This window comes from Pseudomonas sp. PvP025, from assembly GCF_017832155.1.
Lineage (GTDB): Bacteria > Pseudomonadota > Gammaproteobacteria > Pseudomonadales > Pseudomonadaceae > Aquipseudomonas.
The window spans coordinates 1,687,697-1,712,564 of record NZ_JAFIBJ010000001.1; the positions used below are offsets into that span (position 1 = coordinate 1,687,697).

Here is a 24,868-nt window from a genome sequence, read left to right on the forward strand (position 1 = left end):
CCGCCGCCATGATGCTCACGCCCTCTGATGCCCCTACGCAGGCGCCGCGCTTCTGGCGCGATGCGCGCCTGCCATTCATCGAAGCGCGGACCATCGCCGACGGGCGCAAGGTGACGTACGCCCGCCACGCCCACGAACACTTCTCCATCGGCGCGATCATCACCGGGCGCAGCTATTACCACCATGGCGCGCAGACCTTCCAGATCAGCGCCGGCACCGTGGTGTTGATGAACCCCGGTGATGTGCATGCCTGCAACCCCATCGACAACACACCGTGGTCCTACCACATGCTCTACCTCGATACGCCGTGGTTGACCAACCTGCAATATCAATTGGGCTTCAGCACGGATCGCGGTTATCGCCCTTTCAGCACGCCCTATTCACGCGACGCCGTGCTCTACAACGGCTTGCTCGCACTCTACCGTCTGCTGGTGGATGAACAGACCGAACTCCTGCAAAAACAGAGCATGCTGGTGAGCTACTTCACCGAGGTGCAGCAGCGCCTGAACCCTTCGCGGGCGCCGCTGCGCGAGGCCAATCACAAACTCGAACGCGCCGCCGATTACATCCGCGCGCACTGCACCGACACCTTGAAGCTGGAGGACATTTGCCTGGCGGCCGAGCTGTCGCCTTCGTACCTGATCCGCGCGTTCAAGCAGTATTGCGGGCTGACGCCGCATGCGTTCCTGGTGAACCAACGCATCCAGTTTGCCCGCAGCCAATTGCGCAATGGCGAGTTGATCGCCGACGTGGCCCTGGCTGCCGGCTTTGCCGATCAGGCGCATTTCCAGCGCGCCTTCAAACAGCACTTCGCGGCCACGCCCGGGCAATACCGCGACGCGCTCAAGTCATCAGCAAATAACCCACACTGGCCACCAGCAACGCGGCCATCACGCGGTTGAACACGCGCACGCCGCGCGGGTTGGCCAGGTAGCGGCGCAAAAAGGTGCCGGCATAGGCCCAGCACGCCACCGACAAGTAGCAGATCACCAGATAGATCGCCGCAAACAGCCATACTTGCGCGGCATCGCCATCCGCCACGAACAACCCCATGCCTGCAACGCAAGCGAGCCAGGCTTTCGGGTTGAGCCACTGCATCACCGCGCCGTAGAGCATCGACGGCGCGCTGGCGCGGCCATCGGCGTCGAGCCGGCCGTCATCCGTCGCGAGTTTCCACGCCATATACAGCAGGAACGCTACGCCGCCCCATTGAATCACCTGAGTCAGCAATGGCCAGCGCACCAGCACCTCATGCAGCCCCAGACCGATCAGCACCAACAGCACGGTAAAACCGCTGGCCGCACCGAGCACATGCTTCTGGCTGGCGGCAAAACCAAAGCGCGCCCCGGAGCTGAGGGCGACCACGTTCACAGGGCCTGGCGTGATGGAAGTGGCCAGGGCGAAGGCAGCCATGGAAATGATCAGGCTCATTGCGGTTCCTTTTTGTGAGCGAAGGTGGAGATAGCTCACGGTAAGGCGCTCAGCGGCTGCGGTATTGAACAAAATGCCCCTGCTGAAAAATTGCCCGAGCCCCCCAACATTCCAACGGTGGGAGGGGGCTTGCGCCCGATGGCGGTGTACCAGCCAAAGATATACCGACTGATTCACCGCTATCGGGAGCAAGCCCCCTCCCACATTGCGGTTCATGGTGGTATCCAAACGATTGGCAAGGACTCAGGTAACCATGCAACACGGGCTTTGCATTGCACATCTTTGCTGTGCTTTGCAGCCACGCACCTGGCGAAATTAACAACGATTAACTCGCCAGCCAGGTGACCGGGCACCATCATCAAGCGCGTCTACACTGCATCCATTCACCGGGAACGCTCCCATCGAAAACGGATATTCGTCATGGCCCGACTTGAGTATTGCGCCCCCCGTGCGCCCACCGCCGGCGGCTTGTGCCCGCGACGCGAGCGTATCGCCAAACAGCTGATCCTCGCCCACCTTGGCGAAAGCCTGGCGATTGCCGACCTGGCCCAGGCCTGCGCGCTGTCACGCAGCCATTTTTCCCGCGCGTTCAAATGCACCACCGGGCTCTCGCCCCAGGAATGGATCCGCCGGCAACGCATCCAGCGCGCCAAGGAGCTGATCACCGGGTCGTCCTTGAGCCTCACGCAAATCAGCCTGGAATGCGGTTTTTGCGATCAGGCGCACTTCAGCCACATCTTCACCCGCAGCGAAGGCGTCAACCCCATGACCTGGCGAAATCACCACTCGCTCCCGGTCATCGCCGCCTAGTGGTCGGTGCGGGCCTGGACTATGCTGAGCGTCTCCGTCTCCCCGAGCATGGCCCTCCATGAACGACCTCAGCGACCCGGCCGTGCACTTTGGCCCCTATCAGGTTCACCCGCGCCAGCGCCGGGTGCTCGAGGCAGGCCGGCCGTTGCGCCTGGGCCGGCGTGCGGTGGACATTCTGCTGGTGCTGCTGGAGCACGCAGGCGATGTGGTGAGCAAGCAGGCATTGATCGCGCGGGTCTGGCCCACCAGCGTGGTGGAGGACGGCAACCTGCGTGTGCACATGGCGGCGCTGCGCAAGGCTCTGGGCGACGGCCAGGCCGGGCAGCGCTATATCGTGACGGTGGCCCAGCGCGGCTACAGTTTTGTCGCGCCCCTGAGCATCGAGCCCATGACCCTGCCCCATGACGGCCCACGCCCGTGCCACAACCTGCCGCTGCGCCGCACCCGCATGATCGGGCGCCAGGCGTTGATCGACACACTGGTGCAGCAACTGCCCCGGCAGCGCTTTATCACCCTGACCGGCGCCGGCGGCATCGGCAAAACCACCGTGGCGCTGCGGGTGGCGGAGCTGCTGATTGGACACTACCGCGACGGCATTCGCCTGCTGGACCTTGCGCCGCTGAGCGCGCCGTCGATGATCCTGCCCAACCTCGCCACCCTGCTCGACCTCACCCCCAGCGCCGATGAGCCGCTGCCGAGCATTGCCCGCAGCCTGCACGAACGCCAGTTGCTGCTGGTGATCGACAACTGCGAGCACCTGCTCGATGACATCGCCCTGATCAGCGAAACCCTGCTACGCCACGCGCCTGGGCTGCACATTCTCGCCACCAGCCGCGAAGCCCTGCGCGCCGAAGGCGAACAGGTGCAACGCCTCGAGCCGCTGGCCTGCCCGCCCGCCACCGGCAACCGCGCCCAGGCCCTGGGTTACCCGGCCATGCAGTTGCTGATCGAGCGCGCTATCGCCCATCAGGACAGCTTCACCTTGAGCGACGCCGAACTGCCGCTGGCGATTGAGATCTGCCGGCGCCTGGACGGCATTCCCCTGGCGATCGAACTGGTCGCGGCGCAGGTCGAGCGCTTCGGTCTGCCGGGCCTGCTGGTGCAGCTGCAAGACACCTTCCGCCTGCTGACCCATGGCCGGCGCAGCGCCCTGCCCCGCCAGCAAACCCTGCGGGCCACGCTCGACTGGAGCTTCGACCTGCTCAACGGCGGCGAACAGAGCTGCCTGCGCCGTCTGGCCGTGTTTCGCGGAGGTTTCAGCCTGGCCAGTGCGGTGGCGGTGATCGCCGGAGCGCAGCAGGCGCCGGCCGATGTGCTCGGTTCAATCACGCAACTGGTCGCCAAGTCCCTGCTGAACGTGGAGCCCGGCGACGACGAAGTGGTGTATCGCCTGCTGGACATCACCCGCACCTACGCCCTGGAAAAACTCACCCTGGCGGCTGAACTCGACGCCACCCACGAACGCCATGCCGCGCGCTGCCTGGTGCTGATGGAGCAGGCCCGCGACGACTGGGAACTGACCGCAACCCAGGCCTGGATCGACCGCTACGCGCCGCTGCGCGAAGACATCCGCGCCGCCCTCGATTGGGGCCTGGGCGATGCCGGCGCGCACGTACTGGGGATTCGCCTGACGGTCAGCGCCATGCCGCTGTGGCAGGAGCTGTCACTGCTGCGCGAACAGGCGCTGTACGTGGGCAAGGCACTGGCCCTGCTGCAGCGGGCCAAGTTGCCGTGCACGCAACTGGCGATGCAACTGCAACTGGCGCTGGGCAGCCTGACCTACCACGCCATGGGCGGCGCGCCGCAGACCATCGACGCCTTCGTCAGCGCCCGTCGGCTGGCCGAAACCCGCGGGGACATTGCCGGTCAGTTGCGCGCGGTGTCCGGGCATATGGCGGTGAGCCTGTGCGCCGGTCGCTACCGTGAAGCCCTGAGCATGAGCACTCAGTTCGATCGCCTCGACCCGCGCAGCGACCCGCTGCTGGACTTGAGCGCCCAACGCCTGCGCGTGCTGGCGCAGCATTATGCAGGCAACCAGGCGCTGGCCCGACACAACGCCGAGCAAGTGATCCAACGCATGGCCCAGAGCGGCCATCTCAATCGCTTTACCCACTCTTTTGGCGTGCAATACGACCAGAGCGTCGCCTCGCTCACCGTGCTGGCGCGGGTGCTGTGGCTGCAAGGCTTGCCCGAGCAGGCGTGGCGCACCGCCAGCCAGGCCCTGGAACTGGCGCTGCAGATCAACCATGGCACCACCCTCTGCTACACCCTGGCGCTGGCCGGCGTGGTGATTGCCCGCTACAACGGCGATGAAGCGTCAGCGCAGTCGTTGCAGGCGCTATTGGAGCAGCAGGCGCACAAGCATTCGGCGCAGTTGTTCCAGACCTGGGCGCAGCTGTATGCGCAGCACCTGTCGATCGACGCCATGCAAGGCCTGGACCTGGTCAAGGACATCCTGATCACCCTGGGCGTGGGGCACGTGGATGATGCCTGGTTCGAACGCGTGCGCAGCGGCGATGGCGGCTGGTGCGCACCGGAGATTTTGCGCGTACGCGCCCAGGCGTTGCCCGACAGCGCCGCCGCCGAGGCGTTGCTGCGCGACGCCCTGGGCCTGGCGCACCAGCAAGGCGCCCTGGCCTGGGAGTTGCGCTGCGCAACCTCACTGGCGCGGCTATGGCAGCGCCAGGGTCAGCGGCACGCTGCGCACCAGTTGCTGAGTTCGGTCTACGCGCGCTTCACCGAAGGCTTCGCCACCCGCGACCTAATGCGCGTGCGCCGCCTGCTCGACGAGTTGCAGGACAAACGGCTGGCCTGAAAACGGCCCCAGGTAGTGCCCATAGTGCTGTTGCAAACGCGCCACCTGCTGCGGGTCACGTAACTGCGCCAGCGCGTAGCTACGCACGCAGTTGAGCAAGCGATAACGCGACGGGCCAGGGCCCGGTTCCACCTGCAATAACGAGGTGTCGACCAGCCGCGCGAGCAGGTAAGGCAGGTCCGCGTGAGCAAGCTCGGTGCCGGCGATTCGCTCGGTCAATGCAGGCAAGGTCAGCGCCATCCGGAATACCCCCAACTGCAGGAACAACCAGCGTTCGGGCACGCTCAAGCGCTCGTAGCTCCACTCCAGCGCGGCGGTCAGGGACTGATGCCGTGCGACCGCCGTGCGGCGGCCACGGGCCAGCAGTTGCAGGCCATTACGCAACTGCGCCTGCACACCCTGCACACCCAGCGCATGGACCTGGGCGGCAGCCAGCTCCAGGGCCAGGGGAATCCCGTCCAGCCGCCTGCAGATATCGTGCAGCGCCGGCAAGTCCTGCGCACGCAAGACAAAGCCCTGCTGGGCGGCCTGCACCCGAGCGACAAACAGCTGCACCGCCGGGCACGCCATGGCCTGTTCAACAGGGCCGCCGGCTGAGGGCAGCGCCAGAGCCGGCACGCGCTGCAGCCATTCGTCCGGCAACTGCAAGGCTTCGCGGCTGCTCAACAGCACCGTTACCTGGGGCGCCTGTTCCAGCAGGCAGCGCACCAGGTGGCGGCAGGCACCGAGCAGCAGGTCAGCGCCATCGAGCACCAGCAACAGCTGGCGCCCGGTCAATTGGCGGCACAGTTCGCCGACGGTGTCACAGGACACCAGCTGCAACGCGCTGCACAGCTGGCGCAGCATCGACTGCGGCGTCGCAACCGTGGCCAGGTCCACCCACCACACACCCTCGCGGTAACGCGGCAGTACGCGTTCGGCCAGCGCCAGCGCCAGGGTGCTCTTGCCGATACCGGCGCACCCGGTGAGGGTCATCACGCGTTGCCCGCACAAGCGTCGCCCCAGGGCACCCAACAGCTCGGCGCGGCCGATCACCGGGCTGAGCCGGGCTGCGAGGTTATGGCGCGCGATTGTGGGGGGATCGACGGCTTGCAGCGGCGCGACAAAGCAGTAGCCGCGCTGCGGGTCATTGACGATGCAGCGCTGCCCATCCAGCGCCCGACGCAGTGCCGCGATGTGCACGCGCAGGTTGTTTTCCTCCACCACGCTGCTCGGCCACACGCGGGCAATCAACGTCTCCTTGTCGACAAACCGGCCACGCGCCTCCAGCAGCACCACCAGGATATCCAGCGCCCGACCGCCCAACGGCACCGGCCAGCCGGCCTTGCTGACCAGGCGCTGTTGCGGGTGAAAGGTGTAAGGACCGAAACTCAGTGTCGGGGCATTGTTCATCTGTGCACAGCGCTGGAACACCCGACCTTGGGCGTCTGCGCATCCTTTTCCAGGGGCCTGGCGTTATCTTGCCAGCTGGCCGCGACGGGACAATCCCGGCACGGGGAACCAGACGGACATTGGTGTGCCTGAGACGGACAATCGCGCCTTAACTGAACTGTTGACGGTACTGGGTGGGGTTCAGACCGAGTTTTTCGCTGAACAGAAAGCGCATATGCCGCACGCTGCCAAAGCCTGCGTGGAAGGCCACGGTCTTGAGCGGCAGGTCGGTGGTTTCCAGCAGGTGCCGGGCGCGGTCGATACGCGCGCCCTGCAGGAACGCCATGGGTGTCATCTGCACTTCCCTGGCAAACAGCCGCGCAAAATGCCGCGCGCTCATGCCGGCCAGCGCCGCCATCGAGTCGATGCTGAACGGCTGGTCCAACTGCGCGAGCACCTGGTTCTGCACGCGGGTGATTACGGTTTCGTGGGGGGCCACTGCGGCGGTCATCGGGCTGAACTGGGCCTGGCCGCCCTGGCGTTTCATCACCACCAGCAGCACCTTGGCCACGTCCACCGCAACCTGCTTGCCATGGTCCTGGGCCACCACCGACAGCGCGAGGTCGATGCCGGCGGTGACCCCACCCGAGGTGATCAGGCGGCCGTCCTGCAGGTAGATGTGGTCGGTCTCGACAGTGGCCTTGGGAAAGCCCTTGATCAATCGCTCGGTGTAGTGCCAATGGGTCGTGACCCGACGACCGTCGAGCAGCCCGGCGTGCCCAAGCACAAAGGCACCGGTGCAGATCGAGCCATAGCGTGTGGCCCGTGGTGCGGCGGCCTTGAGCCAGGGCAACAGCGCGGGATGGCATTCGTTGTAGGCACCGGGGCCGCCGGGCACCAGCAGCAGGTCGTAGGCGGCGTCGGACTGGTGCAGCAGCAGGTCGGGCTGCACCTTCACACCGTTGGAGGCGATCACCTGGCCCGCATCGATGCCGAGGGTGACGATCCGGTAATGGTCCGCCGCCGGCAGGTAGCGGTTGGCAATCGAAAACACTTCGAGCGGGCCGGCCATGTCGAGCAGCAGGAAGTCCGGAAACAGCACCATGGCCACGGTTTTCATAGCGTCAACATCCATCACGAGGGAAAGCGGCGGCCATTATGGCATGGCTTTTACTGTCAACTCTGGGGAGACGGTTATTCAGCTTTCATCGTCTTAATGAATACCCGCGTAACCATTAACCTTCTTCTCAACGCCAGCGCCCTGCCTGTTGCAGCCCGCGCTCACTTGAGGACACCACCATGCTGACCCTTCGCAACGCTTCTGAACGCGGCGCCGCCAATCACGGTTGGTTGAAGTCGTTCCACACCTTCTCCTTCGCCAGCTACTGGAACCCTGCCGAACAGGGCTTTTCCGACCTGCTGGTGATCAACGATGACCGCGTCGCTGCCGGCAAGGGCTTCGGCCAGCACCCGCACCGCGACATGGAGATTTTCTCCTATGTGCTCGAAGGCGCTCTGGAACACAAGGACACCCTGGGCACCGGCTCGGTGATCCGTCCCGGCGATGTGCAACTGATGAGCGCCGGCAGCGGCGTGGCCCACAGCGAGTTCAACCACAGCCAGCGCCAGGGCGTGCACTTCCTGCAAATCTGGATCGTGCCGAACGTGTCCGGCGCCGAACCGCGCTATCAGCAGGAACACTTCAGCGAGACGCAGAAACGCGGGCGGTTGCAATTGATCATTTCGCCGGATGGCGCCGACGGCTCGCTGCATGTACGCCAGGACGCGCGGGTGTATGCCGGCCTGTTCAACGGCGACGAAACCGCGACCCTGGACGTGGCGACCGAGCGCCATCTGTATATCCACGTGGCGCGCGGCAGCGTCGCGGTCAACGGCCAACGCTTGCATGAAGGCGACGGCGCCCGGGTGCGTGACGAGCGGCAGATCCATCTGAGCCAGGGCGAGGACGCCGAAGTGCTGGTGTTCGACCTGCGCCCCCATGAACTGCCGCAAATGCCATGATCTTCCCTGGCATCAGGCAGCCCCCTGTGGGGGTCGCCTGAGGGTTAGATACCCTGCCCAAACCGCCGAATGGCCAGGCAATACCCCACCAACGCGACCGCCGCCAGCAACCCGCCCGCCGCGCCGATCCAGGCGAAGCCGAAGTGGCTGCCGACCCAGCTGCCCATGAGGGCGCCGCCGCCGATGCCGATGTTGTAGATGCCGGAGAACATCGCCATCGCCACGTCCGTGGCGTCGGGTGCAAGCACCAGCACCTTGGACTGCATGGCGAGGCCAAAACCCATGATCGCCATGCCCCAGAAAATGCTCAGCAGCACCAGGTAGGACTCGGCGCCGCTCAGCGGCAGCATCAGGGCCAGGCATGCGGCGAGAATGAACACCGCACCAACCACGAACAGATGGGGATTGAAACGATGCACCAGGCTGAACAGCAGCGAGCCGATGATGCCCGCGCCGCCGAACACCAGCAGGATCAGGGTGACCGCGCTGCCGCTCATGCCGGCCACGCCTTCGACGAAGGGTTCGATGTAGCTGTAGGCGGTGAATTGCGCCGTCACCGTCAACGCGGTGAGCACGTAGAGCGCCACCAGCGCCGGGCGTTTGAACAGCAGCGGCAGGCTGCGCAGCGAACCGGAGTTCTGGCTCGGCAGCAACGGCAAGGTGCGCGCCAGCCAGAACACCAGCGCCGCGGCGAAGGCGCCGATCACCAGGAAGGTGGTGCGCCAGCCCATGGCTTCACCGAGCAGGCGGCCCAGAGGAATGCCCAATACCATCGCCAGTGACGTACCGGTGGCGAGCAGGCCGAGGGCCTGCACCTGCTTGCCCTCCGGCGCCAGGCGCACCGCCAGCGAGGCGGTGATCGACCAGAACAGGGCATGGGACAGCGCAATGCCGACGCGACTGACCATCAACAGGCCAAAGCTGGTAGCGACGCTGGAGAGGATATGGCTGGCGATAAACATGCCGAACAACACGATCAGCAATTTGCGCCGCTCGATGTTGCGCGTCAGCAGCATCACCGGCAGCGAGGTCAGGGAAACGATCCAGGCATAGATGGTGAGCATCAGACCGACGTTGGCAATCGGCATGTCGAAGCTGGCGCCGATGGCGCTGAGCAGGCCGACCGGCACGAATTCGGTGGTGTTGAACACAAACGCGGCCAGCGCGAGGGCGATGACCGGCTGCCAGTTGGGCTGGGGTGTTGCGGCTGAAAGGCTCATGGAACGGCGAGGTACTCTGAAGAGGGTCAAAACGGCCACGCAGAACCTGCGTGACTGCCGAGCATTCTATAGGTTTCTCGCCGGCGCTGTGGGCGCCGGGCCTGCCCAGCTGTCGGGCAAGGGCTCAGGGTGACGTCAGGGTAATTAAATAGTTGCCCGATTCGAGCGGCTTGCCGGTGGCGTCGACCAGCTGGTAGCGCTGGTCAAAATAGCGCCCGTCACGGCTCTGCGACACCAGCTGTGCGCGGGCCGCGCCGCCGCCCGTGGCCATGTTGCGCGCCTCCAGGCGGCTGCTGCGACTGTCAGCGATGCAACCGCTCAATTCCATCACTGCGCCACTGCGCGCAGTTGTCGCGCACCCAGCCTCCACGATGCTGCCCCTGAACTCGATCACCCCGTGGCCGGCCGACTGCGCCGCGCTGCACACACCTGCGGCCACACACAACAGGCCCGCCACTACCGAAACGCTCTTGATCTTCATGCTGACTTCCTTCCTGGGCTCTTGAGAAGTAAGTCGTCTGGCGCGGCGTTAACTTGAGCTTATTCGTCGGTGCCTATGACCTGGATCAAGGATCCACCTGCGCCATCAGCTCCGGAATGCTTTCCGGCCGATTCGCATAGCGCTGCGCCAAGCCCGCGCACACCATCAACTGGATCTGGTGAAACAGCATCAGCGGCAGGATCAGCACCCCCATGCTCGCCCCGGCAAACAGCACCTGCGCCATCGGCACGCCGGTGGCCAGGCTTTTCTTCGAGCCGCAGAACAAAATGGTGATGCGGTCCTCCTGATTGAAGCCCAACAGCTTGCCCAACAGGGTCGACGCCACCAGCACCAGGGCGAGCAGTACGCAGCAGGCCAGCACCAGCCCGCCCAGTTCCCACAGCGGAATCTGATACCAGATACCTTCGTTGACCGCTTCGCTGAACGCGCCGTAGACCACCAGCAGGATCGAACCCTGGTCGACAAACTTGAGCCAGGATTTATTGCGCCCGACCCAGTCGCCGATCCAGCGGCGGGCAATCTGCCCGGCGATAAACGGCAGCAACAGCTGCACGCTGATTTTCAGGATCGCATCCACCGTGGAGCCGCCGTCACCGTGCACGTTGAGCAGCAGCGTCACCAGCAGCGGCGTGAGGAAGATGCCGAACAGACTGGACGCCGCCGCGCTGCAGATCGCCGCCGGAATATTGCCGCGTGCCAGGGAGGTGAAGGCAATCGCCGACTGCACCGTGGCCGGCAACGCGCACAGGTAGAGCATGCCCATGTACAGGTCTTTACCGATCAGCGGCGACAGCACCGGCTTGAGCGCCAGCCCCAGCAGTGGAAACAGCACGAAGGTCAGGCTGAACACCAGCAAGTGCAGGCGCCAATGGCCGGCACCGGCGACGATGGCAGTGCGCGACAGCTTGGCGCCGTGCAGAAAAAACAGCAGCGCAATCGCCAGGTTGGTCACCCAGCCGAAGGCCACCGCCGCTTGGCCGTTGACCGGCAACAGGGAGGCGAGGATCACCGTGGCGATCAGGGTCAGGGTGAAATTGTCGGGGAGAAAACGTGGACGGGTCATAAGCAAATCTTCCAGGGGTTGCCAAGCGCACCGTGGCGACTCTAACGTAACGGCCTGTTACCGACTAACGCCAATGAGCCAGTAAATGCCGCCTAAAGGACACGACAAGACCGTTCGGCGCAGTGTGCCCGGGCTTTCCAGCCTGCCGCGTCCGGTGTACGGGCGCACCGAATCCCTGCCCAATCGCGCCCTCACACGCCGGCACAGCCACCCGTGGGTGCAATTGTCGTACGCGATTTCCGGGGTATTGGAGATTCAGACCAGCGCCGGACGCTTCGTCGCCCCGCCGCAGCGCGCGGTGTGGATCCCGGCGGGCATGCCGCACCGGGTGTACAGCGCGCCGCACACCGAGATGCGCAGCTTGTACCTCGATTGCAGCGTGACCACCTGGGCGGTCGAGCGCTGCCATGTGCTGGAGGTGAGCAGCCTGTTGCGCGAGCTGATTCGCAGCTTCAGCGCGTTGCCGGTGGCCTACGCCGAGGACGGGCCGCAGGGGCGTCTGGCCCAGGTGCTGCTGGATCAGTTGGCGGCAGCGCCGCAGGTGGACTTGATGCTGCCCCTGCCCCACGACCCGCGCTTGCGCCAGATCTACCGCAGCCTGAGCCTGCATCCGGAACAGCAGACGACCCTGAGTGAGTGGAGCCGCAAACTGGCGGTGAGTGAGAAGACGCTCAGCCGGTTGTTTTTGGGGGATACCGGGTTGACCTTTCGTGCCTGGCGTCAGCGCTTGCGGTTGCTCAGTGCACTGCCCGCGCTGGAACAGGGTGAGCGGGTGACGGATGTGGCGTTGGGGTGTGGGTATGAATCGACGTCGGCGTTTATTAATGCGTTTCGGCAGCAGTTTGGGGGGACGCCTGGGGAGTTTTTTCGCTAGCCGGATCGAGTGTATATCCGTTGCTGCGGTTATGGCGGGTATGGGTTCCGCCCTTACGGCGGGTCACTTTTGGAAAAGAGCCCCAAAAGTAACCAAAAGGGCTCTTGCCCCACCACTCGGCACCTCGCTAGGGCTCGGTGTGCCCGCACTCCGGCTTGAATCCGTGGGCCGCCGCGATGGGCCATCCTTGGCCCAGCGCGGCTAACCCGGCGTCCTGCCGGGTTACCCACGGATTCAAGCCTGCGTGCGGCCAGCGTGGTTAACGGGGCGCTTGAGATCAAAAGCCAAAGCAAAGCAAAGCAAAGCAAAAGCAGTGTGATATCCATCAGACAAATGGAGATCAACTGTGGGAGGGGGCTTGCTCCCGATAGCAGTGGGTCAGCTACCAATAAGCTGACTGACACTCAGCCATCGGGAGCAAGCCCCCTCCCACATTTTGAACAGCGTTCGGCAGCCAATTCCGGTCGGCTCTAAGGCCGCCGCGCTTTTGCTTTTGATCTGTGGCGCCCCGTCAAACACGCTGGCCGAACGCAGGCTTTGGAGCGTGGGTAACCCGGCAGGACGCCGGGTTAGCCGTCACCTAAATAACGGATATGCCCCCCCCGCCAACCCCAGGATTTTCAACCCCCCTCCCCCCCATAAGCCTCTTCAAAAAAGTAATCCTTCCAACTCCCCGCCTTGTTCTTCAACACCCCCAACGCCTGCAATTTCTCGGCATAGATATAGGTCCGCTGCGGCACGATAGTGAAATCAATCTCCGGGTCCTGCACGATTTTCTCCACCAGTTCCAGCGGCAACTTCGACTGTTCTATCCGGATATAAGCCTTGGCCGCCGCCGGCTTGTCAGCCTTGATAATCTGCTCGGCCTCAGCCAGCGCTGCATAAAACGCCTTGTAGGTTTTGGGATTTTCATCGTGAAACTTCTGCGTCGTATAAAGCACGTTGAACGTAGCCGGACCGCCCAGAATGTCGTAAGAACTGAGCACCTTGTGCACCTTGGGATTCAACAACTCCTGATACTGGAACGGCGGGCTGGAGAAGTGCGCATTGATCTCCGAGCCCCCGGCAATCAGCGCCGCCGTGGCGTCGGGGTGGGCCAGGCTGATGGAGATGTCATCGAACTTCTTGTAGTTGGCATCACCGAACTGCCGGGCCGTTTCGATCTGCAGGGTGCGCGACTGGAAACCCACGCCGGCGGCGGGCACGGCGATGCGGTCTTTCTCGGTAAAGTCCTTGAGGGTCTTCACCTCGGGATTGTTGCTGAGCAGGTAGTTGGGCATCGAGCCCAGGGAGGCGATGGCCTTGACGTTCTGTTTGCCTTTGGTACGGTCCCACAGGGTGAGCATCGGCGGGACACCCGCCGAGACCACGTCCAGCGCGCCGGCGAGCAGCGATTCGTTCATGGCGGTGGCGCCGGAAATGCTGTTCCATTCCACCTGGATATCCAGGCCCTGTTCCTTGCCGTGCTTTTCGATCAGGTGCTGGTCGCGCACGACGTCGAGGATCAGGTAGCCAATACCGAACTGCTGGGCGATGCTGATTTTGCCTTCGGCGTGCGCGCCAACGCTGAGCAGGGCGCTCGCGACGGCCAGCAGGGTCAGGGAAGAACGCTTGAAAGTCATGAGGGGTCTGCCGCGTCGTCGTAAAGGTGACTGAGGGTAGCGACGATTTTTAAGACTGGAAAAGAATATCGGGATCTATTGTTATGCAAATAATCCCCAAACCAACGCTCGGCTGTTATTGTGCCGCGCTTTGAAATACTGCCGCCGACCTGCGAGGAAATCGACGTTGAACACTGACGAAAAAATGACTGGGGACCTGTTCGAGGTGGATAAGCGCCTGTCACTCAAGAACGTGGTGGACTTCAACGCCTACCTGCGCAGCGCGTTCGGCGATGGCCCGTGCACCTGCGTGCGCTGCGTTGCCGGCGGCGGTGACGAGCGCGACTATGCGTTCCAGCACACCTTCAGCTTTGACGCGAAACCCACCCACCGCCGCTTCGCCTCGACGGCAGGCAGTGATGTGCTGATGGCATTGAAGAAGGCGTGGTTGTCCTACACCAAGGCCGAGTTGCCGCTCAGCGGTGTGCTGGAGCTGGACACGGTGAAGGCGTTTGTCGAGCCGCAACTGCACAAGCGCGTGGCACCGCTTTTTCTGGCCAGCGGGCTGGTCAAGGATGTAGAAGGCGAACTGCACCTTCAGCCTCAAGCGGCCTGAAACCAGCCTTTAAAGATGAGGGAGGGCGCAATCCCCCTCCCCCATTCAGACTAAAAACCCGGCACGCCCTGCACACGAAACTCCGGTGTCAGCTCTTCCTCCAGCGGCTCCACCAGTGGCCGATCATCGATCCCCGGCATCAGGATCACCTTGCGGCAATTCTCCTCGCCCTTGTCAAACAATTCGTACCCGCGCGCGGCCTGCTCCAGCGACAGCCGATGGGTAACGATCGCCTCGGGATTCAGGTGCCCCAGCTCAATGTGTTCAAGCAGCTCAGGCAAAAAGCGCTGCACATGGGTCTGGCCCATCTTGAACGTGAGGCCCTTGTCGAACGCATCGCCAAACATGAAGCCATGGATAAACCCGGCATACACCCCCGCCACGCTGACCACGCCACCACGGCGCACGGCCGCAATGCATTGGCGCAACGCCTTGCCGCTGCTGCCTTCGATCTTGAGCGTGGTGAGGATGGTTTCGGTGGTGCTGCCCTTGGCCTCGAACCCCACCGCGTCCACCACGCCGTCGACGCCGCGCATGCCGGCGGTTTGACGGATGATGGTGTCGGCAGGATCGTCGTCCTCCTCGAAGTTGATCGGGATCACGCCGTACATTTTCTGCGCGTAGGCCAGTCGGTACGGGTGGTCATCGACCATGAATATCTGCTCGGCACCCAGCATCTGCGCGCAGGCCGCACTGAGCAGGCCCACCGGGCCCGCGCCGTAGATCGCCACGCTGGAGCCCTTGCCGATGCCCGCATTGGTCACGGCCTGCCAGGCGGTGGGCAGGATGTCCGAGAGGAACAGCACCTTCTCGTCCGACAGGGTGCCGGGCACCTTGAACGGTCCGGTGTTGGCCTTGGGCACCCGCACCAGTTCGGCCTGCCCGCCCGGCACACCGCCATACAGGCGGCTGTAGCCAAACAACGCGGCGCCCGGTGGAATCGCCTTTTTGTTGAGGATCGCTCCACGGCCGTCGTTGGTGGTTTCGCAGGCGGCAAATTGTTGCAACTGGCAGAAGAAACAATCGCCACAGGCAATCACGAAGGGGATCACCACACGGTCGCCGCGTTGCACTGCCGTGACTGCCGGGCCGGTTTCTTCGACGATGCCCATGAATTCATGGCCGAAAATATCGCCGTGTTCCACCGTGGGGATCTTGCCCCGGTACAGGTGCAGGTCGGAGCCGCAGATGGCGGTGGCCGTGACGCGCAGGATGATGTCGTCGGGTTGTTCAATGATGGGATCGGGGACCGTGTCCACCTGCACCTTATGGGCGCCTTGATAGGTCATGGCTCGCATGGGTTGCTCTCCTTTGAGTTGACTGCATCTGAATTAACCGCCCATCACCGCAAGCAGGTCACGGTGAGGGCGACCACGGCGATCCGCTCCACGCGTTCATAGCCCGGTTTATCGAGTTCTTCGCCGAACACATCGGGGTCCAGTTCGCGGTAGGTCCAGCCGAACGCATCGTTGCCCAGCAATGGCCGCGCGGCTTCCAGGAATGGGTCGGTGCCGGCCACCATCGCCACGCCGGTGTAGAGCACCAGGCTGCCACCCAGGGACAGGCGTTGCAGCGCCTGCTCAAGGATGCGCAGCGACAACTGTTCGCCCAGCGCACCGCCGCCGTGGCGATAGGCGCGCTGGCCGTCGTCGTTCATGTAGGGCGGGTTGGCGACGATCAGGTCGAACGTGCCCTCCACGCTTGCCAGGATATCGCTCTGGTAGACGCTGACATTATTCAGCCCGGCCAGCTCGGCATTCACCGCTGTCATGCGCAGGGCCTGGGGATTGATGTCCACCGCCAGCACCTCGGCGGCGTGCCGTGCCTGGGCGATCACCAACGCACCGACACCGGCGCCGCAGCCAATGTCCACCGCCCGCCGCAGCGGCTCAAAGCGTTGCTGCAGATGGGCGTCGATTACCTGAGCGAATCGGTAACTGTCGGGGCCGAAAAACACCGCGTCGGCCTCGGTGGTAGGGTACGGCGAATGGGCAAACAGCAGCTCACCCAGGCTCGACCAGCGCACCGTGCTGCGCCACAGGGCGTCGTGTTTTTCGATCACCCCGGCCTGGCACAGCTCGTCGCGAAACGCGTCGGGCATCAGGTCGCTGTCGAACGGCATCGACCAGCCGAACACATCGCGCAGGTTCATCGCCAGCGGCGTGGCCAGGCGTTTGAACACACGCTCATGGGTCAGAGGCGTCGGTGTAATGAAGCGATAGCCGCTTTCCTTCAGACCCCGGCCCAGGTTGAGCAAGGCGCGATCGGCAAGTTGTTGTGCAGACATAAGCAGGCTTCCTCAGCGCAGGCGCGCACGTAGCTGGATAAAGCGGCGAGTGGCATACAGGCCCACCGGCAGGCAGTGGCGTCGCGCGGTCATCCACGGGATCAGGGTGTTGATCTGCTGCTCGTCGGGCAGCTGCCACAGCGACTCCACCAGGGCCTGGGTGTCCGGGTCTGCCGGGCGATGCTGCTCGCGGGAAAAGCGGCTGCCGCGCCCCGGCCGCACCGGTGGCACCCGCTGCGGGCTGACCCAGCTGCCGGCAATCCAATCGTGCAGGACTTGTTTTTCATAACCGCTGAAAGCCCCGAACATCGCCGCGCCGGCGCCTTCGATCAGCTGCCAGAAGCGGCTTTCGGCCGGGTCCTGGTTGCGCTTGATCCAGCCCTTGTCCTGCAGCGCGGTGAGGAAGTCGCCGATCTGACCTGGCTTGGCCAGCCACTGGTTGACGGTCTTGCCCTCGAAGCGGCAGTAGTCCGAATGCATGTGCTGACCGAAGCTGCGCTTGCGCTCCAGCATGGCCACCACCTCATCCTGCAGGTTGAAGCCTTCGATCACGGCGGTGGTGCCCGCGCCGAGGTCGTTGAGGCGATAGCCCTGAGCCACGCGCCGGTAGAATTCGTCCCTGCCCTCGCCCAGCGGCAACAGGCTCAACACCGACTGCGCCGCCTTGCAGGCATGGCCGCTGCCGGCGTTGTCGATGGTGACGTGCAGGGTGAAGTAATACGGGTCGATGCCCAGTTCGCTCAGTTCATAGGAGGTGATCAACAGGTGCAGAGGCAACTGCTCGTAGCCCAGGTTATAACCGATGATTTCCGGCAGAAACTGCTCGGCACTCAGCCCCAGGGCCAATTGCAGGGCACCTTGCAGGTAGTGCTCGTCTTCGACCCCGGCCTCGCTGTCGGCATCGTGGTCGCTGAGCAATTTACGGTAGATCACCACATGGTTCTGCGCGGCTTCGCCGTCGCCCAATTCTTCCAGGTAGGTGGTGAGCAGGCCGTCGAAGCGCTGGTCCTGCCAGTAGCGCAGCAGCCCGTAGAGCCAGGCGCCATCGACGTATTTGGTCGGCGCCACGCGCTGCAGCACGTAGAGCGCATGAGCCCTGTTCTGAAAATAACGGCGTGGTCGGCCTTGCTGGCGCTGTTCAAGGTATTCGGCGTATTGCTCGGCCACGGCGGTGCAGCGTTGCTCCACCCAGGCGGGCAGTTGCTCAGGGGTATCGGGCAGTTCGTTGGCGGCGTGTTGCACCTGCGCCAGCTGGCTGTGCAAAAATTCATGGGCCAGCTCGCGGGCATTGGGCGCTTCGTTGTAAAGCTGTTGGTACACCCGCTGATAGTGGCCGTGGTTTGAGTGATGAACAGAGGCCGGCTGGCCCGACAGCGCCGTTAACAGGGTCATGATGGCAGTTCCCGCAAAGTCCGATGCAATCTGGCCTTCAACCGTGAAGACCCCAAACGGGCGCGCGTTAGCAGGCGCCTCTAAAGTGCAGAGCGTCGGGCAGTGCGGAAAATTCAATCGGGGTTGGGACGGCGGGGATCAGTGGTCTATGGGTGCAAGGCAGCACCGACAGCTGATGGCGGCTGATGTGCCGAGAGGCTCAAGGGTATTTCTGACGTGAATGCAGGACGTTGACTATTTCAATCCGCTCAAGCGTTACTCGATAAACAAGAACGTAATTGGGATGTACCACGACCTCTCGAGTCCCCGGCACGCGTCCGCCGGGATAGAGGTAAGGATGCTCAGTGAGTGGTAGAGGAGCCACTTCAAGACGGGCCTTTAAACGTCTTGCCGCATCAGGATTTTCAGCAGCAATGAAAGTGACGATATCGATCAGATCGGCAATGGCCTCATCGAGCCAAACAAGCGCCAGCATCAGGCTTTTGACCGCTGCTTGCGTTCTGCCTCCAGAATGATCGCTTCAACCCGCGCCATCACTTCGTCATGAGGAACGCCACTGCCAGGATTGGCCAGACTCTTTTCGACCTTTGCCCGAAACCACAGATCATGGCTGCTTGCCTGCTCTTCGGTCTCAAACTCGGAAACGATTGGGGAAAGCGGAACACCCATGACATGACCTCCTGTATGAATGCTCAGCAGTCTAGTAGCAACCTCCAGTCTTGTCTCTGGCCTCCGGATGAAATGCAGGCCTGCTTTTAACAGCAAGCCTGCATCCCCGGCATGGTTATTTGCGCGCCGCCTCCCACTGCTTGAGCAGGTCGTTGTAGCTCACGGTTTCGCCTTTGGGTTTTTCGTTGGCCAGTTTCGGCTTGGGCGCGCCCGGTTGGTCGAACCAGTATTGCGCATCACGCTCGGGGTTCATTTTCGGGCCGCACACCGGTTGCACCTTGGAGCGTTCCAGGCGGGTCATGATCGCGTCCTGTTCCTTGGCCAGGTTGTCCAGTGCCTGTTGCGGGGTTTTCTCGCCGCTGGCGGCGGCGGCGATGTTGCTCCACCACAGTTGCGCCAGGCGTGGATAGTCCGGCACGTTGGTGCCGGTCGGCGACCATTCGGTGCGCGCCGGGCTGCGGTAAAACTCCACCAGGCCACCGAGTTTGGGCGCCATGTCGGTCATGGCCTGTGAGTTGATGTCGGACTCACGAATTGGCGTCAGGCCGACGATGGTTTTCTTCAGCGACACGGTTTTCGAGGTCACGAACTGCGCGTACAGCCAGGCCGCGAGTTTCTGTTTCTCCGGCGTGGACTTGAGGAAGGTCCAGGAGCCCACGTCCTGATAGCCCTTCTTCATGCCCTTTTCCCAGTAAGGCCCTACAGGCGACGGCGCCATGCGCCATTTCGGCGTGCCGTCGGCATTCACTACCGGCAGACCCGGTTTGACCATGTCGGCGGTAAACGCGGTGTACCAGAAGATCTGCTGCGCGATGTTGCCTTGGGACGGCACCGGGCCGGATTCGGAGAAGGTCATGCCCGCCGCTTCCGGAGGCGCGTAGGCTTTCATCCAGTCGACGTATTTCTGCGTGGCGAACACGGCGGCCGGGCCGTTGGTGTCGCCGCCCCGGGTGACGCTGGAGCCCACCGGGTGGCAGTCCTCCACGCGAATGCCCCACTCGTCCACCGGCAAGCCGTTGGGCAGCCCCTTGTCGCCGCCGCCGGCCATGGAGAACCAGGCATCGGTAAAGCGCCAGCCCAGTGACGGGTCTTTCTTGCCGTAATCCATGTGCCCGTAGATGCGCTTGCCGTCGATTTCCTTGACGTCTTCGCTGAAGAACTTGGCGATGTCCTCGTAGGCCGACCAGTTCACCGGCACGCCGAGGTCGTAGCCGTATTTTTCCTTGAACTTGGCTTTCAGCTCAGGCCGCTCGAACCAGTCGGCGCGGAACCAGTAAAGGTTGGCGAACTGCTGGTCGGGCAACTGATACAGCTTGCCGTCCGGTGCGGTGGTGAAGGACAGGCCGATGAAGTCCTTGAGGTCCAGGGTCGGCGAGGTGAAGTCCTTGCCTTCGTTGGCCATCAGGTCGGTGATCGATTCGGTCTTGCCGTAGCGAAAGTGCGTACCGATCAAGTCGGAATCGTTGACCCAGCCGTCATAGATGTTCTTGTCGGACTGCATCTGGGTCTGCAGCTTTTCCACCACGTCGCCTTCCTGCAGCAGGTCGTGGGTCAGCTTGATGCCGGTGATTTCGCTGAAGGCCTTGGCCAGTACCTTGGACTCATACTCGTGGGTGGTGAGGGTTTCCGACACCACGTTGATCTTCATCCCACGGAACGGTTCGGCGGCCTTGATAAACCACTTCAATTCCTCCAACTGCTGTTCGGCCGTGAGGGTGGACGGTTTGAACTCGCTGCCGATCCATTTTTTCGCGGCGTCTTCGTACGCATCGGCCCAGGCCGACGCGCTCAAACCGCTGAGGGCCAGTACGGCAGCCAATGAAATGCTATGTCGCAGCTTATTGTTGTTATTCAACATAGAGACCTCCTGGTTGTTTATTCACAAGGGCACTAGCCCCAACGCATCACACTCAACAGCCATACCAGGGAGAGCGCGGACGCCACCCAGATGCTCCAGTCAGTAACGCCGATCACCAGCAAATGCAGGTAGGCGCTGCCGAGAAGACCGATAAACAAACGATCACCACGGGTGGTGCTGATCGGCAGAAACCCGCGCCGGGGGATGCTCGGCGAGCGCAGTTCCCAGGTGGTCATGCCCGCCAGAATCAGCGCGATGCCGCCAAAGAACAGTGCAGTAGGGGTGGTCCAGGCCATCCATTCCATCATCGACTCCTCAGACCCGGCCCAGGGCAAAGCCCTTGGCCACGTGGTTGCGAACAAACCAGATCACCAGCATGCCCGGCAGGATGGTCAACACGCCCGCTGCCGCCAATACGCCCCAGTCGATGCCCGACGCCGACACCGTGCGCGTCATCACCGCCGCAATCGGCTTGGCATTGACCGAGGTGAGCGTGCGCGCCAGCAGCAGTTCGACCCAGGAAAACATGAAGCAGAAAAACGCCGTGACGCCGATGCCGGAGCCGATCAGCGGGATAAAGATCTTCACGAAAAACTTGGGGAACGAGTAGCCGTCGATGTAGGCGGTTTCGTCGATTTCCTTGGGCACCCCGGACATGAAGCCCTCCAGGATCCACACCGCCAGCGGCACGTTGAACAGGCAGTGCGCCAGCGCCACCGCGATATGCGTGTCGAACAGGCCAATGGAGGAATACAGCTGGAAAAACGGCAGCAGAAACACCGCCGGTGGCGCCATGCGGTTGGTCAGCAGCCAGAAGAACAGGTGCTTGTCGCCGAGGAACCGGTAGCGTGAAAACGCGTACGCCGCCGGTAGCGCCACACTCAGGGAGATCACCGTGTTCAAACTCACGTAATACAGCGAGTTGAGGTAGCCGGTGTACCAGCTCGGGTCGGTGAAGATCACCTTGTAGTTGGCCAGGGTGAAGTCCTGCGGAAACAGCGTCAGCCCGCCGAGGATTTCGGTGTTGCTCTTGAAGGACATGTTCAACAGCCAGTAGATCGGCACCAACAGGAACAGGATGTAGATCAGCAACGGGATTAGCTTGCGTTTGCTCATGTTGGCGGCCTCAGCGGTTGGCGTCGGAGTGGGTCATGGCGGTGTAGAACAGCCAGGACACCAACAGGATGATCAGGAAGTACACCAGGGAAAACGCCGCCGCCGGGCCCAGGTCGAATTGGCCGACGGCCATCTGGGTCAGGGTCTGACTGAGGAAGGTGGTGGCGTTACCCGGCCCGCCGCCCGTCAACACGAAGGGCTCGGTGTAGATCATGAAGCTGTCCATGAAGCGCAGCATCACCGCGATCAGCAGCACGCTTTTCATCTTGGGCAGTTGGATGTGTCGGAACACCGCCCATGCCGACGCGCGATCGATCCGCGCCGCCTGGTAATACACATCCGGAATCGCGCGCAGGCCGGAGTAGCACAGCAGCGCCACCAGCGAGGTCCAGTGCCACACGTCCATCACCAGCACGGTGACCCAGGCGTCCGCCGTATTCGCCGCATAGTTGTAGCTGATGCCCAGGGCGTTGAGGCTGTAGCCGAGCAGGCCGATATCGGCGCGGCCGAAGATCTGCCAGATGGTGCCCACCACGTTCCACGGGATCAGCAAGGGAATCGCCAGGATGATCAACACCAGTGACGACCAGCGCCCCTTAGTCGGCATCGTCAGGGCGATGGCGATGCCCAGCGGGATTTCGATCAGCAGCACGCAGGCCGAATAGATGAACTGGCGCAGCAGCGAGTCGTGCAGGCGCGGGTCGAGCAGCACCTGTTTGTACCAGTCGGCGCCGACAAAGTAGCGGCTGGACTGGTCGAAAATGTCCTGCACCGAGTAGTTGACCACGGTCATCATCGGGATCACCGCACTGAATGCCACCAGCAGGAACACCGGCAACACCAGCCACCAGGCCTTGTTGTTCTGCACCTTGTTCATGGCAGCACCTCCAGCAGGTAATCGTCGGCGTACAGCATCAGCCACTGCGCGGGAAAACTGATCGACACCGTGCCCTCGGGCACCGGCTTGTCTTCGGCCAGGCGCACCTTGAGCACCGCGCCGTCGAGCTTGAGGGTGATGATCTTGTAGGTGCCCAGGTCTTCCAGGTGCGTGACGTCGGCCTGCAGGGCGTCAGGGTTGTACTCGTCCCACACGTGGATGAATTCCGGGCGAATGCCCACCTGCAACTTCGTGTAGGGCGCGGTGGCGAGGCGCTGTTGCAGCGCCTCGGACAACGGCAGGTGCGTGCCGGCAAAGCGCACACCGCCCGCCTCGGCCTGCACCTCGATCAGGTTCATGCCGGGGCTGCCGATGAAGTAGCCGACAAAGGTGTGGCTGGGCCGCTCGAACAAGTCCCGTGGCGTACCAAACTGCACGATCTGCCCGCCGTACATCACCGCGATCTTGTCGGCGAAGGTCGAGGCCTCCAACTGGTCGTGGGTGACGTAGACCATGGTGATGTTGAACTGCTCATGAATCTGCTTGAGCTTGCGCCGCAGTTTCCACTTCAGGTGCGGGTCGATCACCGTCAACGGTTCGTCAAACAGGATCGCCGACACGTCGTCGCGCACCAGGCCACGGCCCATCGAGACCTTCTGTTTTTCGTCGGCGGTGAGGTTGCGTGCCTTCTTGCTCAGCAGGTTTTGCAGGTCGAGGACTTCGGCAATTTCCGCCACCTTGCTGTGAACCTTCGCCTCAGCCATGCCCTGGTTGCGCAGGGGGAAAGCCAGGTTGTCGAACACGGTCATGGTGTCGTACACCACCGGGAACTGGAACACCTGGGCGATGTTGCGTTTCTCCGGGGTGAGGTCGTTGACCACCTTGCCGTCGAACAGCACCTGGCCTTCGGACGGGCTGAGCAGGCCGGAGATGATATTGAGCAAGGTCGACTTGCCGCAGCCCGATGGCCCGAGCAAGGCATAGGCGCCGCCCTGCTCCCAGACGTGGTTCATGGCGCGAATCGCGTAGTCCTCGGGACCGACGGGCGCTGCGCTGTAGCTGTGCGCCAGGTTCTGCAAATGGATCTCGGCCATCAGGCAACCCTCGCGACACGGCGCCCGGGCGCCTGGACCAGGCGGCCCTCGGCATCGAACACAAACAGTTTATGGGTGGGGATATACACGCGGATCGGCGCGTCGACGTCGTATTCGTGCACCCCCGGCAAATGCAGCACCAGCAGGAAGTGCTCGCTGCGCACGTGCAGGAAGGTTTCCGAGCCGCTGATCTCGGCGACTTCCACCGTGACCGCCAGCTCCAGGTCGTCGTCGTTGCTCGGCACCAGGCTGATATGGCTGGGGCGCACACCGAAGCGGAATTCGCCTTCGCCGATGGGGCGCAGGTCGACGTTGAGCGGGAAGTGCACGAAGTTGGCGAAGCTCACTTCATTGCCGCTGATACGTCCGGGCATCAGGTTGATCGGCGGTTCGGAGAACAGTTCGGCGGCGAGTACGCTGTGCGGCTGGTGATAGACCTCGGCGGCCTTGCCGCTCTGGATCACCCGGCCTTCGTGCAGGATGGTGGTGGTGCCGCCCAGGGCCAGGGCCTCGTTGGGCTCGGTGGTGGCATAGATAGCGATGGTGTGGCGCGCCGCGAACAGCTCGCGCATTTCCTGACGCAGCTCTTCGCGCAGTTTGTAGTCCAGGTTCACCAGCGGCTCGTCGAACAGAATCAGCTCGGCGTCCTTGACCAGCGCGCGGGCCATGGCCGTGCGTTGCTGCTGGCCACCGGACAACTCCAGCGGGTGGCGCTTGAGGAACTTCTCGATGCGCAGCATGCGCGCGGTTTCCAGCACCTTGCTCTGGATCACGTCGTCCGCCACACCGGCCTGGCGCAGCGGCGAGGCGATGTTTTCGAACACGGTCATGGTTGGGTAGTTGATGAACTGCTGGTACACCATCGACACGTTGCGCAGGCGTACCGGCGTGTTCGTGACATCCACGCCGTGCATCAGGATGCGGCCGCTGTCGGGCTTGTCCAGCCCGGCCATCAGGCGCATCAGGCTGGTCTTGCCGGACAGGGTGCGGCCGAGCAAAACGTTGAAGGAACCGGCTTCGAAACGCAGGTTGGCGTCGTCGATCCAGGTGTGGCCTTCTACGACGCGGGAGACATGTTCCAGGGTCAATGACATGACACGACCTTTTTATTATTGGAATGAATCTGGCCACTCGTCAGAGCGAGTTTCGTGCCAATAACGGCAGGTGGTTGATCCGTAAGGAAATGGGGGGAACGGGGCGTTCAGGCTTGAACAGTCGGGCTGAACAACTGAACAGTTCGGGGGTTGACA

24 protein-coding genes are annotated in these 24,868 nt (G+C 63.1%); 6 read left to right on the forward strand and 18 right to left on the reverse strand.

What is annotated here, in order from left to right; genetic code table 11:
* The first annotated feature begins 8 nt into the window (after positions 1–8).
* Positions 9–902: an AraC family transcriptional regulator gene (locus tag JOE32_RS06775; protein ID WP_209982581.1), complete on the forward strand. Its 894-nt coding sequence runs from the start codon at positions 9–11 to the stop codon at positions 900–902.
* Here JOE32_RS06775 and JOE32_RS06780 read toward each other — a convergent pair.
* A complete protein-coding gene (locus tag JOE32_RS06780) occupies positions 844–1,431 on the reverse strand; it encodes a LysE family translocator (RefSeq protein ID WP_209982583.1) in 588 nt (195 codons plus the stop codon). The genes JOE32_RS06775 and JOE32_RS06780 overlap by 59 nt on opposite strands.
* A gap of 420 nt (positions 1,432–1,851) precedes the next feature.
* Here JOE32_RS06780 and JOE32_RS06785 point away from each other — a divergent pair, with 420 nt between their 5' ends.
* Together JOE32_RS06785 and JOE32_RS06790 are read left to right on the forward strand one after the other, a co-directional pair.
* Positions 1,852–2,241 carry an AraC family transcriptional regulator gene (locus tag JOE32_RS06785; protein ID WP_209982585.1) on the forward strand — a complete coding sequence of 130 codons (390 nt, stop codon included), beginning with the start codon at positions 1,852–1,854 and terminating at the stop codon, positions 2,239–2,241.
* Positions 2,242–2,299: 58 nt separating this feature from the next.
* Positions 2,300–5,056: a winged helix-turn-helix domain-containing protein gene (locus JOE32_RS06790; protein WP_209982587.1), complete on the forward strand. Its 2,757-nt coding sequence runs from the start codon at positions 2,300–2,302 to the stop codon at positions 5,054–5,056.
* Here the strand turns inward: JOE32_RS06790 and JOE32_RS06795 are convergent.
* Entirely contained in the window at positions 5,003–6,448 is a 1,446-nt protein-coding gene (locus tag JOE32_RS06795) for a winged helix-turn-helix domain-containing protein (RefSeq protein ID WP_209982589.1), read from the reverse strand. The two genes, JOE32_RS06790 and JOE32_RS06795, sit on opposite strands and share 54 nt — an antisense overlap.
* A gap of 148 nt (positions 6,449–6,596) precedes the next feature.
* On the reverse strand, positions 6,597–7,547 hold the full coding sequence (locus JOE32_RS06800) for a GlxA family transcriptional regulator (protein WP_209982590.1): 951 nt from the start codon (positions 7,545–7,547) through the stop codon (positions 6,597–6,599).
* A gap of 179 nt (positions 7,548–7,726) precedes the next feature.
* Here JOE32_RS06800 and JOE32_RS06805 point away from each other — a divergent pair, with 179 nt between their 5' ends.
* Complete coding sequence (locus tag JOE32_RS06805; protein WP_209982592.1) at positions 7,727–8,449, forward strand: pirin family protein; 723 nt, start codon at positions 7,727–7,729, stop codon at positions 8,447–8,449.
* Positions 8,450–8,493: 44 nt separating this feature from the next.
* Here JOE32_RS06805 and JOE32_RS06810 read toward each other — a convergent pair whose 3' ends face one another.
* The 3 genes from JOE32_RS06810 to JOE32_RS06820 all read right to left on the reverse strand — a co-directional run bounded on the left by JOE32_RS06810 (position 8,494) and on the right by JOE32_RS06820 (position 11,234).
* The gene (locus JOE32_RS06810) at positions 8,494–9,669 is read right to left on the reverse strand and encodes a sugar transporter (RefSeq protein WP_209982594.1); all 1,176 of its coding nucleotides are present in this window, start codon (positions 9,667–9,669) and stop codon (positions 8,494–8,496) included.
* A 124-nt stretch (positions 9,670–9,793) separates the two neighbouring features.
* Positions 9,794–10,150 (reverse strand): type 1 fimbrial protein, encoded by a 357-nt coding sequence (locus tag JOE32_RS06815; RefSeq protein ID WP_209982596.1) that lies wholly within the window; start codon positions 10,148–10,150, stop codon positions 9,794–9,796.
* Positions 10,151–10,235: 85 nt separating this feature from the next.
* Positions 10,236–11,234, reverse strand: coding sequence for a bile acid:sodium symporter family protein (locus tag JOE32_RS06820; protein WP_209982598.1), 999 nt, complete (start codon positions 11,232–11,234; stop codon positions 10,236–10,238).
* An 85-nt stretch (positions 11,235–11,319) separates the two neighbouring features.
* On the opposite strand from JOE32_RS06820, the gene JOE32_RS06825 reads away from it, so the two are divergent.
* The gene (locus JOE32_RS06825; RefSeq protein ID WP_209982600.1) at positions 11,320–12,108 is read left to right on the forward strand and encodes a helix-turn-helix transcriptional regulator; all 789 of its coding nucleotides are present in this window, start codon (positions 11,320–11,322) and stop codon (positions 12,106–12,108) included.
* Positions 12,109–12,728: 620 nt separating this feature from the next.
* Here JOE32_RS06825 and JOE32_RS06830 read toward each other — a convergent pair.
* Entirely contained in the window at positions 12,729–13,730 is a 1,002-nt protein-coding gene (locus JOE32_RS06830; protein ID WP_209982602.1) for an ABC transporter substrate-binding protein, read from the reverse strand.
* A 166-nt stretch (positions 13,731–13,896) separates the two neighbouring features.
* Here JOE32_RS06830 and JOE32_RS06835 point away from each other — a divergent pair, with 166 nt between their 5' ends.
* Entirely contained in the window at positions 13,897–14,325 is a 429-nt protein-coding gene (locus JOE32_RS06835; protein WP_209982604.1) for a hypothetical protein, read from the forward strand.
* Between the two features lie 50 nt (positions 14,326–14,375).
* Here JOE32_RS06835 and JOE32_RS06840 read toward each other — a convergent pair whose 3' ends face one another.
* The 11 genes from JOE32_RS06840 to JOE32_RS06890 form a co-directional block, all read right to left on the reverse strand.
* Positions 14,376–15,623, reverse strand: a complete 1,248-nt coding sequence (locus JOE32_RS06840; RefSeq protein ID WP_209982606.1) for a zinc-dependent alcohol dehydrogenase — start codon at positions 15,621–15,623, stop codon at positions 14,376–14,378.
* A gap of 44 nt (positions 15,624–15,667) precedes the next feature.
* Positions 15,668–16,612 (reverse strand): class I SAM-dependent methyltransferase, encoded by a 945-nt coding sequence (locus tag JOE32_RS06845; RefSeq protein WP_209982608.1) that lies wholly within the window; start codon positions 16,610–16,612, stop codon positions 15,668–15,670.
* Positions 16,613–16,624: 12 nt separating this feature from the next.
* Positions 16,625–18,004: an iron-containing redox enzyme family protein gene (locus JOE32_RS06850; RefSeq protein WP_209982610.1), complete on the reverse strand. Its 1,380-nt coding sequence runs from the start codon at positions 18,002–18,004 to the stop codon at positions 16,625–16,627.
* A gap of 199 nt (positions 18,005–18,203) precedes the next feature.
* The gene (locus tag JOE32_RS06855; RefSeq protein ID WP_209982612.1) at positions 18,204–18,479 is read right to left on the reverse strand and encodes a type II toxin-antitoxin system RelE/ParE family toxin; all 276 of its coding nucleotides are present in this window, start codon (positions 18,477–18,479) and stop codon (positions 18,204–18,206) included.
* Positions 18,479–18,673, reverse strand: coding sequence for a stability determinant (locus JOE32_RS06860; RefSeq protein WP_209982614.1), 195 nt, complete (start codon positions 18,671–18,673; stop codon positions 18,479–18,481). The genes JOE32_RS06855 and JOE32_RS06860 overlap by 1 nt, the downstream gene beginning before the upstream one ends.
* Before the next feature lie 115 nt (positions 18,674–18,788).
* On the reverse strand, positions 18,789–20,531 hold the full coding sequence (locus JOE32_RS06865; RefSeq protein ID WP_209982616.1) for an ABC transporter substrate-binding protein: 1,743 nt from the start codon (positions 20,529–20,531) through the stop codon (positions 18,789–18,791).
* Positions 20,532–20,563: 32 nt separating this feature from the next.
* Positions 20,564–20,836 (reverse strand): DUF2160 domain-containing protein, encoded by a 273-nt coding sequence (locus JOE32_RS06870; RefSeq protein WP_003232363.1) that lies wholly within the window; start codon positions 20,834–20,836, stop codon positions 20,564–20,566.
* 10 nt (positions 20,837–20,846) lie between these two features.
* Positions 20,847–21,647, reverse strand: a complete 801-nt coding sequence (locus tag JOE32_RS06875; protein ID WP_003232361.1) for a carbohydrate ABC transporter permease — start codon at positions 21,645–21,647, stop codon at positions 20,847–20,849.
* Between the two features lie 10 nt (positions 21,648–21,657).
* Positions 21,658–22,524, reverse strand: coding sequence for a sugar ABC transporter permease (locus JOE32_RS06880; protein ID WP_017735078.1), 867 nt, complete (start codon positions 22,522–22,524; stop codon positions 21,658–21,660).
* Positions 22,521–23,618, reverse strand: coding sequence for an ABC transporter ATP-binding protein (locus JOE32_RS06885; RefSeq protein ID WP_209982618.1), 1,098 nt, complete (start codon positions 23,616–23,618; stop codon positions 22,521–22,523). Before JOE32_RS06885 ends, JOE32_RS06880 begins: the two co-directional genes overlap by 4 nt.
* The gene (locus JOE32_RS06890; RefSeq protein ID WP_209982621.1) at positions 23,618–24,712 is read right to left on the reverse strand and encodes an ABC transporter ATP-binding protein; all 1,095 of its coding nucleotides are present in this window, start codon (positions 24,710–24,712) and stop codon (positions 23,618–23,620) included. The genes JOE32_RS06885 and JOE32_RS06890 overlap by 1 nt, the downstream gene beginning before the upstream one ends.
* Positions 24,713–24,868: the final 156 nt, after the last annotated feature.

What these genes read in the sequence shown, in the direction of transcription:
- JOE32_RS06815 (WP_209982596.1), bottom strand. Translation starts at nt 10,150, where the DNA reads ATGAAGATCAAGAGCGTTTCGGTAGTGGCGGGCCTGTTGTGTGTGGCC.
- JOE32_RS06885 (WP_209982618.1), bottom strand. Translation starts at nt 23,618, where the DNA reads ATGGCCGAGATCCATTTGCAGAACCTGGCGCACAGCTACAGCGCAGCG.
- JOE32_RS06840 (WP_209982606.1), bottom strand. Translation starts at nt 15,623, where the DNA reads ATGCGAGCCATGACCTATCAAGGCGCCCATAAGGTGCAGGTGGACACG.
- JOE32_RS06830 (WP_209982602.1), bottom strand. Translation starts at nt 13,730, where the DNA reads ATGACTTTCAAGCGTTCTTCCCTGACCCTGCTGGCCGTCGCGAGCGCC.
- JOE32_RS06800 (WP_209982590.1), bottom strand. Translation starts at nt 7,547, where the DNA reads ATGAAAACCGTGGCCATGGTGCTGTTTCCGGACTTCCTGCTGCTCGAC.
- JOE32_RS06805 (WP_209982592.1), top strand. Translation starts at nt 7,727, where the DNA reads ATGCTGACCCTTCGCAACGCTTCTGAACGCGGCGCCGCCAATCACGGT.
- JOE32_RS06850 (WP_209982610.1), bottom strand. Translation starts at nt 18,004, where the DNA reads ATGACCCTGTTAACGGCGCTGTCGGGCCAGCCGGCCTCTGTTCATCAC.
- JOE32_RS06845 (WP_209982608.1), bottom strand. Translation starts at nt 16,612, where the DNA reads ATGTCTGCACAACAACTTGCCGATCGCGCCTTGCTCAACCTGGGCCGG.
- JOE32_RS06890 (WP_209982621.1), bottom strand. Translation starts at nt 24,712, where the DNA reads ATGTCATTGACCCTGGAACATGTCTCCCGCGTCGTAGAAGGCCACACC.
- JOE32_RS06880 (WP_017735078.1), bottom strand. Translation starts at nt 22,524, where the DNA reads ATGAACAAGGTGCAGAACAACAAGGCCTGGTGGCTGGTGTTGCCGGTG.
- JOE32_RS06780 (WP_209982583.1), bottom strand. Translation starts at nt 1,431, where the DNA reads ATGAGCCTGATCATTTCCATGGCTGCCTTCGCCCTGGCCACTTCCATC.
- JOE32_RS06870 (WP_003232363.1), bottom strand. Translation starts at nt 20,836, where the DNA reads ATGGAATGGATGGCCTGGACCACCCCTACTGCACTGTTCTTTGGCGGC.
- JOE32_RS06775 (WP_209982581.1), top strand. Translation starts at nt 9, where the DNA reads ATGATGCTCACGCCCTCTGATGCCCCTACGCAGGCGCCGCGCTTCTGG.
- JOE32_RS06810 (WP_209982594.1), bottom strand. Translation starts at nt 9,669, where the DNA reads ATGAGCCTTTCAGCCGCAACACCCCAGCCCAACTGGCAGCCGGTCATC.
- JOE32_RS06855 (WP_209982612.1), bottom strand. Translation starts at nt 18,479, where the DNA reads ATGCTGGCGCTTGTTTGGCTCGATGAGGCCATTGCCGATCTGATCGAT.
- JOE32_RS06875 (WP_003232361.1), bottom strand. Translation starts at nt 21,647, where the DNA reads ATGAGCAAACGCAAGCTAATCCCGTTGCTGATCTACATCCTGTTCCTG.
- JOE32_RS06790 (WP_209982587.1), top strand. Translation starts at nt 2,300, where the DNA reads ATGAACGACCTCAGCGACCCGGCCGTGCACTTTGGCCCCTATCAGGTT.
- JOE32_RS06820 (WP_209982598.1), bottom strand. Translation starts at nt 11,234, where the DNA reads ATGACCCGTCCACGTTTTCTCCCCGACAATTTCACCCTGACCCTGATC.
- JOE32_RS06860 (WP_209982614.1), bottom strand. Translation starts at nt 18,673, where the DNA reads ATGGGTGTTCCGCTTTCCCCAATCGTTTCCGAGTTTGAGACCGAAGAG.
- JOE32_RS06865 (WP_209982616.1), bottom strand. Translation starts at nt 20,531, where the DNA reads ATGTTGAATAACAACAATAAGCTGCGACATAGCATTTCATTGGCTGCC.
- JOE32_RS06825 (WP_209982600.1), top strand. Translation starts at nt 11,320, where the DNA reads ATGCCGCCTAAAGGACACGACAAGACCGTTCGGCGCAGTGTGCCCGGG.
- JOE32_RS06795 (WP_209982589.1), bottom strand. Translation starts at nt 6,448, where the DNA reads ATGAACAATGCCCCGACACTGAGTTTCGGTCCTTACACCTTTCACCCG.
- JOE32_RS06785 (WP_209982585.1), top strand. Translation starts at nt 1,852, where the DNA reads ATGGCCCGACTTGAGTATTGCGCCCCCCGTGCGCCCACCGCCGGCGGC.